The organism is Streptomyces sp. NBC_00076, assembly GCF_045041235.1.
Taxonomy (GTDB): Bacteria; Actinomycetota; Actinomycetes; order Streptomycetales; family Streptomycetaceae; genus Streptomyces.
The window spans coordinates 4669605-4682220 of sequence record NZ_CP108242.1 but is presented as its reverse complement, the minus strand read 5'-3'; the positions used below and the strand labels follow the sequence as shown (position 1 = coordinate 4682220).

The following is a 12616-nucleotide window of genomic DNA, read 5'->3' as shown; positions in this document are numbered from 1 at the left end:
GCGGTCAGTCTTCGGACGCGTAGGGGAGGAAGGCCGACCAGGTGGTGGGGGAGAAGGCCAGGCGGGGGCCTTCGGTGTGCTTCGAGTCGCGGACGTGGACGGTGTTCGGGGTGGTGGCGAGTTCGACGCAGGACTCTCCGTTGGTGCCGCCGCTGTAGGTGCTCTTGAACCACGTCAGTTCGGAGGCGTCCCCGGTGTGGGCCTTGTGGATCATGTCTCTCCCAGCAGTTGCTCAATGAAGGCCATCGACTCTCGTGGCGGGAGAGCCTGCGCCCGGATGGTCCCATATTGCAGTTCGACGATACGGAGCTGTTTCGGGTCAGTGGTCGGGCGACCGTTGAAGACACCATCAGCGCGCCCCACCGCTGTCCCGTCCGGAAACTTCAACAACTCGATCCGGCCGTCCAGACCCGGATGGGCTTCGGTGTTCGTCGGCATGACCTGAAGCGTGACGTTACGCAACCGCCCCACCTCCAGCAGGCGTTCGAGCTGTTGCCGCCACACCATTGTGCCCCCGACTTCGCGCCGCAGCGGTGCCTCTTCCAGTACGAAGTGGATCGACGGGGCAGGGTCCCGTCCGAAGACCGATTGCCGGGCCAGACGAGCCGCCACCATGCGTTCCACGTCGTCCGGCGAGTACGGCGGCTGTGCCGCACCGATCACGGCCCGCGCATGCTCCGGCGTCTGCAACAGCCCGGCGATGATGTTGCACTCGTACACTCCGATCTCGACTGCCATGGCCTCCAACTTGCCCAATTCCCGCACCTTCTTCGGGTACCGGACCTTCTTCACGTCCTCCCATGTCGCGGAGATCAGCCCGCCTGCGCTCAGGACCTCATCAGACCTGTCCAGGTACTCCCGTCGGGGAATCCTCCTCCCGCCCTCGATTTTGTAGACCATGTCCTCGCCGTACCCGACGATCTCCCCGAAGTCGGCGGCCCGGATCCCCGCTGCCTCACGCCGCAGCTTCAGCTGCCGTCCCACGGTCGCGATGACCGCCACACCCCAGTCGTCATCCGGATCCACCTCCCAACCCGGCTCATCGGCCTCGGTCTTGAGCCGCTCCACTCCAGCCTCTACGGACATCTCGCACCCCTCCGTCGTACGACCGTGCCGCGACGCCCCCTACCCGTACGGCCGGTCCCGACAGCCCGGACACGACCGGACAACACCCGGACAGTGACCGTACGCAACGGAGTCGTCACTGTTCACGGTAGGCGTGCACGGCCACTCTGAGTGACGTGATCCAAGAAACCGGCGCCCCCGAGGCTCGATCCGACCACCACATCCGCAACTTCAGCGTGCAGCTGTCTCCCACGCCCCGCGGAGCGAGGCTGGCCAGGCTGCTCGCCACCGAGCAACTCCGCACCTGGCGACTTCCGTTGGATCCTGCGCGTCAGATCGTCGCTGAGCTCGCGGCCAACGCGGCCACGCACAGCCGGGTCCCCGGTCGGGACTTCCGGGGCACCCTCTACGTCGTCGCGGGCACCCTGCGCATCGAGGTGACCGACACCCGCGGGGACCTCCTGCCCTGCCGCCAAGGCCCCGCCCCCGACGCAGAATCGGGCCGGGGTCTCGTCCTGGTCGAGGCGCTCGCCGACCGCTGGGGCGTCGCCCAGGCGCCGCACCCGCGCAAGACGGTCTGGGCGGAACTGAACCTCGTACCAGAACCGGAACCGGAACCGGAGCCGAAGCCGGAACGCGGATCCTCGTGCTTCGGTGCGAGGGGCGCCGGCGTCGAGGGGCTACCGCGAGGCGAAGAGGCTGCGAGCGAAGGCGTACAAGAAGGTTGCCAGGCAGCGTGCGGACACCGGCCGTAAGTGGGCCAAGAAGGCGGTCCGCGACCACGATGCTGTCGCGGTGGAGGATTTCCGTCCCAAGTTCCTTGCCAAGTCCACCATGGCCCGCAAGGCCGCTGACGCCGCCATCGGCGCCACCAAGGCCGCTCTGCTGGAGATGGGCCGCAAGCATGGGCGGGACATCCGCCTGGTCCACGCCGCGCACACCACGATGGACTGCGGGCACTGCGATGCGAGAGCCAAGCATCGCCTGCCGCTGGGTGAGCGCACCTACACCTGCGCCGCGTGCGGGACTGTGTCCCCACGGGGCAAGAACTCCGCACGCGTCATGCTCGTCCGGGCTGGTCTCAACCCGGCTGGTGCCGATGGCGGAAGACCTCTTGGAGCGCTGCTCCAGGAGGCGGCCTGAGCCAGGAATCACCTCCCTTCAGGGAGGCGAGGATTCAAGGTTCGACTCCCTCACTGTTTCGGTTGGCGTCTCGAAGCTAGCCGTAGTGCGAACAAAATTGCCAACCGTCCTGCGGCATTCATGGAGGACCCACAGCTACATGGGGAGCCCACAGCTTCATGGCGGGCGCACAGCTTCAGGTGGGCGCACGGCGGTCTCTCATCGGAGACCCACGGGGTTCCCGGAACCGAGTATCTGACGTACCGTCAGATTCATGGACACGATCTGGCTCACCGGGGCGCAGTGGCTGGCCGTCCTGCGCGTAGGGCTCGGGCTGTGGTGGCTGGAGAGCTGGCGGCACAAGGACAAGAGCACCTGGTTCGAGGGCGGCGGGATCACCTGGGCGGCCGACATCGCCGCCAAGCACCGGTGGACGGCGGTGCGCAGTGGCTTCGACGTGGTGGTCACCCCGCGTCCGAGGACGATGGCGTACGTCGTCGCCTACGCCGAACTCGCCCTGGGCCTCGGCCTGATCCTCGGATTCCTGACTCCGCTGGCCCTGATCGGCGGGCTGCTGCTCAACGTCCTCTACTTCACCCTCATGATCCACGACTGGGCCGAGCAGGGGCAGAACTCGATGATGGCCCTCATCTCGCTGGTCGCCCTGTTCGGGATGTCGTGGCAGGACTGGTCGGTCGACGGAGCGCTGGGGCTGTTCCAGTGAGCGCCGCCGCCCCGCGCAAGGGCCCGTTCAAGAGCGCCTCCGCCCCGGACCGCGACCTGCCCAAGAGCGCCGCCGGTACCCGCCACGACCTGCCCGAGCCGGACGCCTTCACCCGTGTCTACTGGGACGCCGCCGCGCGGGGCCGGCTGTTGCTGCGGCGTTGCGGGGCGTGCGGGCGGGCCCACCACTACCCGCGCGAGTTCTGCCCGCACTGCTGGAGCGAGGACGTCGTCTGGGAGCCCGCGAGCGGCCGGGCCGCGCTCTACACCTGGTCCGTCGTCCACCGCAACGACCTGCCACCGTTCGGCGGGCGCACCCCGTACGTCGCCGCCGTCGTCGACCTCGCCGAGGGCCCGCGGATGATGACGGAGATCGTGGACTGCCCGCACGAGGAACTGCGAGCCGGGATGGCACTGGAGGTCGCCTTCAGGGACGGGGGCGGGGTCCATGGCGGGGCGGGTGTCCTGGACGGGGCTCACGTCCAGGACGGGGCTCACGTCCAGGAGGGGGAGAGCGTCCAGGAGGGGAAGGGCGCCCAGGACGGGGTTGCCGTACAAGCAGGGACCCCGGTGGTGCCGGTCTTCCGGCCGCGTCGGTGAGACGGACCCGCTTCAATGTCCTGATGGCCCACCTCGACGACCAGCACAGCACCCACCCACGTCCGTGCCCCGCCCCCACCCCCGCCGCCGCCTTCGTCCCCGCCCCCGCCTCTGTCTCCGTCCCCCTCCGTATCCCCTTCCCCTTCCCCGAGTTGCTCGGCCACGGACTGCGCCTGCGCCCCTGGGATCCGGATTCCGAGGCCGATGTCGACGCCTGGCTGCGAGGCTGCGCCGATCCGGAGTTCCGGCGCTGGAACACGCCGATCATGTCGATCACCGATGCCGACACCGCACGCGAGTCGCTGCGCTCCAAGGCCGCGCAGGTCGCTGACGGCACCTCCGCGTCGTACCGCGTGACGGACGCCGACACCGGTACGACCCTCGGGCACATCGGCGTCAACGCCATCCACCCCGACCTGCGCCAGGCCCGCGTCGGCTACTGGGTTCTCCCCGAGGCGCGTGGCCGTGGCGTGGCCACCCGCGCCCTGGCCCTCGCCTCGCACTGGGCCCACACCGAGCTGGGCCTGCACCGCCTCGAACTCGACCACGCCCTCGGCCACGACGCCTCCTGCCGGATCGCCGAGCGGTGCGGATTCCGGTACGAGGGGACCCTGCGAGGCGCGATGTTCGAGGCGGGCCGCCACGACGCGTTCCGGGACATGCACCTGCACGCACGCCTGGCGATGGACCCGGAGTGGGACGTGTCGTAGTCGTGGGTCCGGGGGAAAGGCAACCCGTCGGAAAATCACGGGCGTTACCGGCCCTCACGCGTGACCATGGGGCATGCGCCCCGACCACTGGTACCGCACCGAAGACCTCGACCGTTTCCTCGACCGTGCCGGAGACTTCCTGCGTTCCCGGCCCGCCCAGCACACCGTCGTGCTATCGGTGACCGAGGCGGTACGCAGACGCGGGCCAGGGGCGTACGGCGACGAACCTCCCGTCTACGGCACGCTGGAGCGGGACGGCGCCGTGCGGGCGGCCTACTTCCAGACACCTCCGTACCAGCTCCAGGTCACCGCACTGACGACCGAGGAGGCCGACTCCCTGGCCGTCCACCTGGCCGGACTCGGTCGCCCGGTCCCCGGCGTCGGGGGAGACGGTGAGTCCGCCGCCGCCGTTGCCACGGCCTGGCAGGCTCGTACGGGCGCCACGGTCACCCTCCGTCAGCGGCAACGGCTGTACCGCCTGGGCACGTTGACCGTGCCGGAGCCCGTTCCGGCCGGCCGGGCGCGCATCGCCACCGCGTCGGACCGGGCTCAACTCGCCAAGTGGTACGACGAGTTCACCCAGGCCATCGGCGAGCCCGGCATCGACGGGAACGCCTGGGCCGACGCCCGTATCGCCTACGGAGGCGCCACCTTCTGGGAGACCTCGGACGGCACCCCCGTCGCCATGGCCGGAGTGACTCCGCAGGTCGCCGGCCAGGTCCGGGTCGCCCCCGTCTACACCCCGGCCGAGCTGCGCGGCAGGGGCTACGCCGGCGCCGTCACCGCCGAGGTCAGCCGGGCCGCGCGGGACGCGGGCGCGGACGAGGTGCTGCTCTTCACCGACCTGGCGAACCCGACCAGCAACGCGCTGTACCAGCGGATCGGGTACCGGCCGGTCGGCGACTTCGCGGTGTACGACTTCGCGGCGGGTGACTCGGCCGAGTAGCCGCCGGAGCGCCGGCCGGCGGTCAGGGCCACAGCAGACCCTTGGCCCAGCCTCCCGCCTCCTCCCGCCGGTACATCAGCCGTACGTGCTGCCGCCGCTCGTCCCCCTGGAAGAACTCCACCTCGCGCGGCCGGAGGCGGTACAGCGTCCACGAGGACACCGGGGCCTCCGGCTCGCGCTGCGCCCGCTCCCACGCGTCCTGCGAAGTGCGTGCCAACTCGTCGAGGGAGGTGAGGGGTTCGCTCTGCCGCCCGGTGAGGGCGGCCGCCAGCGCGCCCGTGGAACGGGCGTGCAGGTCTGCCTGGCCCTCCTCGGACGGGGCGGCGGTGACGGGCCCGCGGACCCGCACCTGGCGGCCCAGGACCGGCCAGTAGAAGGCGAGGGCGGCGTACGGGCGGGCCGCCAGCTGGCCGCCCTTGCTGCTGGTCGCATGGGTCGCGAAGGACCAGCCGTCCGCGTCGGCGCCGTGCAGCATGACGATCCGTACGTCCGGCAGGCCGTCCTCGTCGGCCGTCGCGAGGGACATGGTGTGCGGCTCGGTCTGCCCCGCCGCGACCGCCGCCGCGAACCAGTCGGTGAAGAGGGCGAGGGGGTCGTCGGGGGCGGCGCCCGGGTCGAAGGAGGGCAGCGCGGTGACCTCCGGGTCCCACACCCGCAGTGACCTCAGCAGCTCGTGCAGATCCGTTCTCATGCCCCAAGTGTCACGCGAGCCCCGCGAGCCCCGCGCGGCGCATCAGACCGACACTCGCCGTACACGCTGGAGGCGTACGCCATGGCTCAATCAGTCCGGCCTCCCCCGCGGGTCGACCGGTGTGAGAACTCCGAGTCGGTCCTCGATCGCCTGGGCCGCGTCCAGGCACAGGTCCTCCCGGAACGCGCGGCCGACGATCTGCACTCCGGAGGGAAGCCCGTCGACCATCCCGGTGGGTATGGCCACACCGGGTACGCCCACGAAGCTGGTCACGGTGCACAGACGCATGGCCGACCCGACCCGGTCCCTGCCTGCCTTGTCACGCGACTCCAGCCCCGGCTCGACCGGTGGCTCGGTGAAGACCGGGCCGAGCAACAGCGGGTATGCGTCGAGGAATTCGGCCCATGAGCGGCGGATGTTCATCCAGGTGCCCATCAACTTCATGAACTCCTCCGCGCTCGCGGGAGGGGTCTTCTCCATCGCCATCTCGATATAGCGGTCCCCGCCCTTGCCGAGCAGCCCGCGCACCACCGGCCAGGTCGGGGCGAATTCGGTCACGGTGATCCGGCCGTAGGCCTCGAGGGCCTCGTCCATCCGCGGTACGTCCTGTACCTCGCGCACGTCGTATCCGGCGTCGCGGAGCGCGTCGGCCGCGGTCGCGACGGCTCCGCGAACCGTGGGGTGGACGCCGTGTCCGCCGGGGTCCGCCACGACAGCGACCGTCACGCCTCCGGGGAGCGGTTCGCCGTAGGCGGGCACCGGCACGGCCCGCGGGTCTCGCGGATCGGTCCCGGCCAGCACCTCGTAAGCAAGGCGAAGGTCGCCCACGCTCCGGGCCAGCGGGCCGTCGGTGACCAGCATCTGGGACGCCGGGCCCGGGTCATCCGGGCCGAGAACGCGGTGGTCGGCGGGGAACCGGCCTGTGGACGGCTTCAGCCCGGCCACACCGCAGAACTGGGCCGGGATGCGCACGGACCCGCCGGAGTCGTTGCCGAGCCCGAGCGATGCCATGCCCGTGGCGACGGCCACGGCATCGCCCCCGCTGCTGCCGCCCGGGGTCCGGCTGCTGTCCCACGGGTTGACCGTGTCGCCGAACAGCTCGCTGCGCGTGTGCATCCCCGCCAGGATCAAGGTGGGGATGTTGCTGTGCCCGATGGGGATGGCCCCGGCCTCGCGCAGTCGTGCCACCGGGGGTGCGTCGGCCGAGGCCACCAGATCGCGGAAGCGCTCCGTGCCGAACGTGGTCGGCACTCCTTCGATGGCGGTGCTCTCCTTCACCGTGAAGGGCACGCCCGCGAGCGGTCCCAGCGTTTCACCGGCGGCCCGCCGACGGTCCGTCTGTGCCGCGGCCTCGCGTGCGCGCTCCGCCAGGAGCTGCGTGACCGCGTTCACCCGCGGGTTGACCTCGGCGATGCGATCCAGGTGACTGTCGATCAGTTCGACCGCTGAGACCTCCGCGCTGCGCACCGCCTCCGCCTGCGCGGCCGCCGGCATCCTCCACAGGCCATCCCGCATGGCTCTTCCCTCCTCGTCCACGTACCAATGCGCTTGCATCGGAACAGTACCCGTGGAACCGATGCGAGCGCATCGCATAAAGTGCGCTGGGAACTGGAGAGCTGTGAAGCAGGGAGGTGACCGCGCATGCCCAGGCAGGTGGATCACGTGGGCCGACGCCGCCTCATCGCCGAGGCCGTGTGTCACCTCGCCGACGAACGCGGGCTGGAGGGCGTGACCCTCCGCGACGTCGCCGCCCGCGCGCAGGTGTCGATGGGCGCCGTTCAGCGGTGCTTCCGCACCAAGGAAGAGATGCTCGTGTTCGCTCTCGGACACATCGGCGAGCGGATCCACGAGCGCGTACAGGCCCGCCTCGTCAGAAGCCCGGCCCAGTCGGCCGGCACCGCCCTGGGCCACGCGGCCGGCGAGGTCTCACTGCTTGGGGAAGAGCACCGCGCCGAGGCCAGGGTCTGGCTCGCCTTCGTCGCGCAGGCGGCTGTCAGCAAGGCGCTCGCAAGGACGCTGAAGGCGAACTACGCAAGCCTGCAGGAGGCGTTCACCCGCCTCATCTCGGAAGCCGGCGAGGGCGCCGGCCGCGCCGTGCCCCTGGATCCGCAACGCGAGGCCCGCACCCTCCTCGCCCTCGCGGACGGCCTCACCATGCACGTCCTCATCGGCCACCTCACCCCGCAGGAGGCACACGACGTCCTCCACGCGCACCTGGCCGGCCTCTGGGAGCAACAGATGCGGCCTGATCTGTAGCTCTTCTTCAGGCCACCGCGATCAGGGGCCGGCGAGGGGCGCGTCCGTCAGACCGTCCCCAGGTCCGACGACAGCCAGCGCTCGGGCCGCATCCGGATCACGACCTGCTCGCCGTGCTCCTTCCATGCGGTGTTCACGTACCCGTCCACCTTGTCGGCCGGGAGGTAGCGTGCGGACATCTCCCGGAGCTGCTCGATGGTGGCGGGGGTCGTGTCGAGGACCGGCCCCTCGACGGACACGTACCGGATGGTGGGCTCGAGCCGGTCGATCATCAGGGTGAACCGGCCCGCCGCGCTGATCAGTTCGTTCTTGCGGGACTCCAGTCCCGTCATGATCCACACGGTGCCGTCGGGCTCGTACTGGTACCAGATCGGCACGGTCAGCGGAGCGCGTCCCGGTCCCGCGTCGACCGCGAGTGCGGCGATGTGAGGCTCGGCCAGGAACTGTGCACGCTCTTCGTGGGTCAGGGCCATGAGTGGGTTTCCTCCGGGCGGCTCGGACGTGGACCGGCATGGTCGGCGTCGCACCGACAGTCTGCGTCGACCGCGGCGCCGATTGCCGCACCACAACACCGGCCCCGTCTCCCGTGTTCCCCGCCGCTCAGCTTCTTCCCAGCACGACCGTCCCCGACGAACAGAACCAGCCACCCGTCCCCGAGGCCACCCCCAACCGCGGCAACTGCCCACCCGTACCCCGCACTTGACGGTCACCCGCCTCCCCCCGCAGCTGCCGCACCGCCTCCACCAGCAGAAACAGCCCTCGCATTCCCGGGTGTTGGGCCGACAGTCCGCCCCCGTCCGTGTTCACCGGCAGCTCCCCGCCCTCGACCCGCAGCCGGCCCTTCTCCACGAAGGCCCCGCCCTCGCCCTTGGGGCAGAAGCCGAGATCCTCCAGCGTCACCAGGGTCATGTAGGTGAACGCGTCGTAGATCTCCGCGAAGTCGATCTCCGTCGGCCGCACCCCGGCCCTCTCGAAGGCGAGCCGTCCGCTCACCGCCGCCGGGGACACGGTGAAGTCGGGCCACTCCGACATCGCGGAGTGCGAGATGTGCTCTCCGGTGCCGAGGACCCACACCGGTGCGGTGCGGCAGTCGGCCACGTACTCCTCGGCCGCCAGCAGCACCGCGGCACCGCCGTCGGAGCGCAGACAGCAGTGCAGCTTGGTGAAGGGGTCCGCGATCATCGGGCCGGACAGGACGTCGTCCACGGTGATCGGTGCGCGGAACATCGCCTCCGGGTTCAGGGCGGCGTTGGCCCGCGCCTGTACCGCGACCTCCGCCAGCTGTTCGACCGTGGTGCCGTGTTCGAGCATGTGGCGACGGGCCGCCATGGCGTACTTGGCGATCAGAGTATGGCCGTAGGGCACCTCGAACTGGAGCGGGCCGCGCGCGCCGAAGGAGAGGTTGCCGGTCCGCCGGCCCGCCCTGATGTCCGCGCGGGCGGTCGAGCCGTAGGCCAGCAGGACCGCGTTCGCGTGTCCTGCGGCGATCGCGTCCGCCGCGTGGCCCGCCATCACCTCCCAGGTCGAGCCGCCGACGGAGGTGGAGTCGACCCAGGTGGGACGCAGGCCCAGGTACTCGGCGACCTCGACGGGCGCCAGGATGCCGGTGCCCGCCGAGGCGAAGCCGTCGACCACCGAGCGGTCCAGTCCCGCGTCGGCGAGCGCGCGGCGGGCGGCCTGGGCGTGCAGGGCGTACGGGGTCGCGTCGTCCACGCGGCCGCAGTCGGAGAGGGAGACGCCGACGATCGCGACCTTCCGGGAGCGCGTCATGAATCTGCGCGGCATGAATCTGACGGTACATCAGATCTGGTGCCCGGCGGCAGGTGCCGTGGGGCTGGGCATCCCGCCCCCACAGCCCTAATATGACGCACCGTCAGATCCTGGCTGGGCGGCATCGTCGTTCGCCGCCCGCCAGTCCGGGCGATATCCGGACCCCGCGGAGAAGAGGCCCCATGGACACCGACTTCACCGCCGAGCAGGACGAGATCCGCCGCACCCTGCGCGCTCTGCTGCGGGATCGCTGCGGTCCGGCGGAGGTACGGGCCGCCGTCGACACCCCGGCCGGACACGATCCCGCCCTGTGGACCGCCCTCGCCGAACAGCTCGGCCTGCCCGGCCTCGCGCTCCCCGACGCCTACGGGGGTGTCGGCGGCTCGGTGACCGACCTCGCCCTCGCCTGTGAGGAGACCGGCCGCTTCCTCGCCCCCTCCCCGCTGCTCGCCACCGCCGGGCTCGCCGCACCCCTGCTGCTGGCCCTGGGCACCGAGGCCCAGCGCACCGCCCTGCTGCCACGCATCGCCTCCGGCACGCTCACCGCCGCGCTCGCGGTACCCGGCACCTGCCTCGCCACCGCCCTCGCCCTGACCGGCGACAACGGCGGCGGGTGGGCCGGCGGCGGACGCGCGGGAGGGATGCAGGCCCGGCAGGCCGGAGCGGGGTGGCGGCTGTACGGGCAGGTCGACCAGGTCCTCGACGGGCACCACGCGGGGCTGCTGCTGGTCGCCGCCCACGCCGGCGGGTTCGCCCGGTCGCGGACCCTGCTCTTCCTCGTGTCCGGGGACGCCGACGGACTCGTACGCGTACGGCAGACCGCTCTGGACGCGACCCGGCCGCAGGCGCGGCTGCAACTGCGCGATGTGGAGGCGGAGTTGCTCGGCGAAGAGAGCGTCGACGCGGCCGCCGTGCCTGCCGCGCTCGCCGGGACCGGTGACACGGCCGCCTCCCTGGTCGCCTGCGAGGCCGTCGGGGCCGCCGATCAGATGCTCGGACGGACCGTGGAGTACGTCCGGCAGCGCGAGCAGTTCGGGCGGGCGGTCGGCTCCTTCCAGGCGGTGCAGCACCGCCTCGCCGATGTGTACGTCCAGGTGCAGGCGGCGCGCTCGGCGGCGTACTACGCGGCCTGGGCCACCGCCCAGGGGGAGCGGGTCGGGGGGCTGGCCCTCGCGCAGGCCCTGGAGGCCCTGCGCGGTGCCGCCGCCGAGGGGATCCAGCTGCACGGCGGCATCGGTTTCACGTGGGAGCACGAGGCGCACCTGTACTTCAAGCGTGCCTCGGGCGACGAGCTGCTGTTCGGGCCGGCGCACCGGCTGCGGGCGCACGCCGCCGAGGCGGCGCAGCTCTTCACGGAACCGGAGGTCAGGGTGTGATCGGCGTACGAGTGATCCAGAAGGTGTCGTCGACGCCGGGATTCGCCAAGGTCGCCCCGCATGTGATCCCCGCCCTGGACCGGGCCGTGCACCGGCTCACCCGGGGCCGGGTGCTGCTCAGCGCCCAGCTGCTGCCGGGCGTGATCCTGACCTCGACCGGGGCGCGGACCGGGCTGGCCCGGCGGACCCCGCTGGCCTGCATGCCGGAGCGGGGCGGCGCGAGCTGGATCCTGGTCGGCTCCAACTTCGGACGGACAGGCCATCCCGCCTGGACCGCCAACCTGCTCGCCCATCCCGACGCCACGGTCAACTGGAAGGGGCGGGACATCCCCGTCACGGCCCGGCTGCTGGAGGGCGCGGAACGGACGGCGGCGTGGCGGGCGCTGCTGGCCTTCTGGCCGCCGTACGCCACGTACCAGGAGCGGGTGGAGCGGGAGATCCGGGTCTTCAGGATCGAGAGAGCCGTAGGGCGATGACCCGCGCAGCGCGGCGGGCGGCAGCCCACCTGGGTGAGCTGCCGCCCGCGTGACAGGACTTGGGGCCGCACCAAACACGTCGTCGCTGACGTCGTCGGTGGCGGCGCGGGGTTACTTCGTGGGCTTCTTCCCGGTCACGCCCAGGTGCACCAGCAGCGCCAGGTTCGGCTTGAGTTCGGCCTGCTTCACACCCCAGGTCTGGAAGCCCTTCTGGTGCGAGGCGACGGCCGCGAGCATCGCGACGAGCGAACCGGCGACGGCTGCCGGGTTCACGTCCTTGTCGACTCTGCCCTTGGCCTGTAGTTCCGCGACCGCGTCCGAGAGGGAGTTGTTGACCGAGTTGAGGATCTTCATTCGGAGTTTGTAGAACCGTTTGTCGCCCTCGGCGGCACCGAGATCGACGACTCTGAGGATCGCGTCGTTGCGGCGCCAGAACTCCAGGAACCCGTCGACGAGTTCCTGCGCGGTCTGCCAGCCGGCCTTGCCGACCCAGGAGCGGCCGGCGACCAGTTCGGTCAACTCGGCGCCCTCGGCGGCCATTTGCTCGGCGATCTCCAGGACGGCGCCTTCGACGTCCGGGAAGTACTGGTAGAAGGTCGCGGGCGAAGTGCCCGCCTTCCGGGCGACATCGATGACTTTGACGTCCCGGTACGGGGAGGAGCTGAGCATCTCGCTGAGGCAGTCGAGCAGCTTCTGTCGGGTCGCCTGCCCACGCCGGCCGGCCACGCGGCCGTCGACGGTACGCACTTGTCCTGTCATGACGTCAGCTTACCGAGGGGTGATGGGAGCGCGATTCGGCCGACTGCAAATGGGGTGCACGGGGGCGTGGAGGCTGCTGTTCCTGGTCTGCGGCGTGCGACGGTCACCGTTACTTTGGCGAC

The 12616-nt window shown here is 71.1% G+C and carries 15 protein-coding genes and 1 pseudogene; 9 read left to right on the top strand and 7 right to left on the bottom strand.

Annotation, left to right across the window (positions count from 1 at the left end; all coding sequences use genetic code 11):
* Positions 1–4: 4 nt before the first annotated feature.
* Positions 5–214 carry a DUF397 domain-containing protein gene (locus OHA64_RS21110; protein ID WP_405615302.1) on the bottom strand — a complete coding sequence of 70 codons (210 nt, stop codon included), beginning with the start codon at positions 212–214 and terminating at the stop codon, positions 5–7.
* Complete coding sequence (locus OHA64_RS21105) at positions 211–1086, bottom strand: helix-turn-helix domain-containing protein (RefSeq protein WP_405615300.1); 876 nt, start codon at positions 1084–1086, stop codon at positions 211–213. The genes OHA64_RS21110 and OHA64_RS21105 overlap by 4 nt, the downstream gene beginning before the upstream one ends.
* A gap of 155 nt (positions 1087–1241) precedes the next feature.
* On the opposite strand from OHA64_RS21105, the gene OHA64_RS21100 reads away from it, so the two are divergent.
* The 6 genes and pseudogenes from OHA64_RS21100 to OHA64_RS21075 all read left to right on the top strand — a co-directional run bounded on the left by OHA64_RS21100 (position 1242) and on the right by OHA64_RS21075 (position 5166).
* Entirely contained in the window at positions 1242–1820 is a 579-nt protein-coding gene (locus OHA64_RS21100) for an ATP-binding protein (protein ID WP_405615297.1), read from the top strand.
* A pseudogene (locus OHA64_RS21095) lies at positions 1726–2208 on the top strand (zinc ribbon domain-containing protein); the annotation flags it as partial. The gene OHA64_RS21100 and the pseudogene OHA64_RS21095, both read left to right, overlap by 95 nt.
* Positions 2209–2461: 253 nt before the next feature.
* On the top strand, positions 2462–2911 hold the full coding sequence (locus OHA64_RS21090) for a DoxX family membrane protein (RefSeq protein ID WP_405615295.1): 450 nt from the start codon (positions 2462–2464) through the stop codon (positions 2909–2911).
* A gap of 56 nt (positions 2912–2967) precedes the next feature.
* Positions 2968–3510 (top strand): Zn-ribbon domain-containing OB-fold protein, encoded by a 543-nt coding sequence (locus OHA64_RS21085; protein ID WP_405624039.1) that lies wholly within the window; start codon positions 2968–2970, stop codon positions 3508–3510.
* 23 nt (positions 3511–3533) lie between these two features.
* A complete protein-coding gene (locus OHA64_RS21080) occupies positions 3534–4220 on the top strand; it encodes a GNAT family N-acetyltransferase (RefSeq protein ID WP_405615293.1) in 687 nt (228 codons plus the stop codon).
* A 73-nt stretch (positions 4221–4293) separates the two neighbouring features.
* Entirely contained in the window at positions 4294–5166 is an 873-nt protein-coding gene (locus OHA64_RS21075; RefSeq protein WP_405615290.1) for a GNAT family N-acetyltransferase, read from the top strand.
* Positions 5167–5188: 22 nt separating this feature from the next.
* Here OHA64_RS21075 and OHA64_RS21070 read toward each other — a convergent pair whose 3' ends face one another.
* Together OHA64_RS21070 and OHA64_RS21065 are read right to left on the bottom strand one after the other, a co-directional pair.
* Positions 5189–5857: a pyridoxal 5'-phosphate synthase gene (locus tag OHA64_RS21070; RefSeq protein ID WP_405615288.1), complete on the bottom strand. Its 669-nt coding sequence runs from the start codon at positions 5855–5857 to the stop codon at positions 5189–5191.
* Between the two features lie 90 nt (positions 5858–5947).
* Entirely contained in the window at positions 5948–7372 is a 1425-nt protein-coding gene (locus OHA64_RS21065) for an amidase (RefSeq protein WP_405615286.1), read from the bottom strand.
* Positions 7373–7498: 126 nt separating this feature from the next.
* On the opposite strand from OHA64_RS21065, the gene OHA64_RS21060 reads away from it, so the two are divergent.
* Positions 7499–8113: a TetR/AcrR family transcriptional regulator gene (locus OHA64_RS21060; RefSeq protein WP_405615284.1), complete on the top strand. Its 615-nt coding sequence runs from the start codon at positions 7499–7501 to the stop codon at positions 8111–8113.
* A 47-nt stretch (positions 8114–8160) separates the two neighbouring features.
* Here OHA64_RS21060 and OHA64_RS21055 read toward each other — a convergent pair whose 3' ends face one another.
* Together OHA64_RS21055 and OHA64_RS21050 are read right to left on the bottom strand one after the other, a co-directional pair.
* Positions 8161–8586, bottom strand: a complete 426-nt coding sequence (locus tag OHA64_RS21055) for a pyridoxamine 5'-phosphate oxidase family protein (protein WP_405615282.1) — start codon at positions 8584–8586, stop codon at positions 8161–8163.
* A 127-nt stretch (positions 8587–8713) separates the two neighbouring features.
* The gene (locus tag OHA64_RS21050; RefSeq protein WP_405615280.1) at positions 8714–9898 is read right to left on the bottom strand and encodes a thiolase C-terminal domain-containing protein; all 1185 of its coding nucleotides are present in this window, start codon (positions 9896–9898) and stop codon (positions 8714–8716) included.
* A gap of 167 nt (positions 9899–10065) precedes the next feature.
* On the opposite strand from OHA64_RS21050, the gene OHA64_RS21045 reads away from it, so the two are divergent.
* Together OHA64_RS21045 and OHA64_RS21040 are read left to right on the top strand one after the other, a co-directional pair.
* The gene (locus OHA64_RS21045; RefSeq protein WP_405615278.1) at positions 10066–11259 is read left to right on the top strand and encodes an acyl-CoA dehydrogenase family protein; all 1194 of its coding nucleotides are present in this window, start codon (positions 10066–10068) and stop codon (positions 11257–11259) included.
* Positions 11256–11735, top strand: coding sequence for a nitroreductase family deazaflavin-dependent oxidoreductase (locus OHA64_RS21040; protein WP_405615276.1), 480 nt, complete (start codon positions 11256–11258; stop codon positions 11733–11735). Before OHA64_RS21045 ends, OHA64_RS21040 begins: the two co-directional genes overlap by 4 nt.
* Positions 11736–11846: 111 nt before the next feature.
* Here the strand turns inward: OHA64_RS21040 and OHA64_RS21035 are convergent, their stop codons facing one another.
* Positions 11847–12482 carry a TetR family transcriptional regulator gene (locus OHA64_RS21035; protein ID WP_405624038.1) on the bottom strand — a complete coding sequence of 212 codons (636 nt, stop codon included), beginning with the start codon at positions 12480–12482 and terminating at the stop codon, positions 11847–11849.
* Positions 12483–12616 lie beyond the last annotated feature (134 nt).

What these genes read in the sequence shown, in the direction of transcription:
- OHA64_RS21110 (WP_405615302.1), bottom strand. Translation starts at nt 214, where the DNA reads ATGATCCACAAGGCCCACACCGGGGACGCCTCCGAACTGACGTGGTTC.
- OHA64_RS21105 (WP_405615300.1), bottom strand. Translation starts at nt 1,086, where the DNA reads ATGTCCGTAGAGGCTGGAGTGGAGCGGCTCAAGACCGAGGCCGATGAG.
- OHA64_RS21090 (WP_405615295.1), top strand. Translation starts at nt 2,462, where the DNA reads ATGGACACGATCTGGCTCACCGGGGCGCAGTGGCTGGCCGTCCTGCGC.
- OHA64_RS21080 (WP_405615293.1), top strand. Translation starts at nt 3,534, where the DNA reads ATGGCCCACCTCGACGACCAGCACAGCACCCACCCACGTCCGTGCCCC.
- OHA64_RS21075 (WP_405615290.1), top strand. Translation starts at nt 4,294, where the DNA reads ATGCGCCCCGACCACTGGTACCGCACCGAAGACCTCGACCGTTTCCTC.
- OHA64_RS21070 (WP_405615288.1), bottom strand. Translation starts at nt 5,857, where the DNA reads ATGAGAACGGATCTGCACGAGCTGCTGAGGTCACTGCGGGTGTGGGAC.
- OHA64_RS21065 (WP_405615286.1), bottom strand. Translation starts at nt 7,372, where the DNA reads ATGCGGGATGGCCTGTGGAGGATGCCGGCGGCCGCGCAGGCGGAGGCG.
- OHA64_RS21060 (WP_405615284.1), top strand. Translation starts at nt 7,499, where the DNA reads ATGCCCAGGCAGGTGGATCACGTGGGCCGACGCCGCCTCATCGCCGAG.
- OHA64_RS21055 (WP_405615282.1), bottom strand. Translation starts at nt 8,586, where the DNA reads ATGGCCCTGACCCACGAAGAGCGTGCACAGTTCCTGGCCGAGCCTCAC.
- OHA64_RS21050 (WP_405615280.1), bottom strand. Translation starts at nt 9,898, where the DNA reads ATGCCGCGCAGATTCATGACGCGCTCCCGGAAGGTCGCGATCGTCGGC.
- OHA64_RS21045 (WP_405615278.1), top strand. Translation starts at nt 10,066, where the DNA reads ATGGACACCGACTTCACCGCCGAGCAGGACGAGATCCGCCGCACCCTG.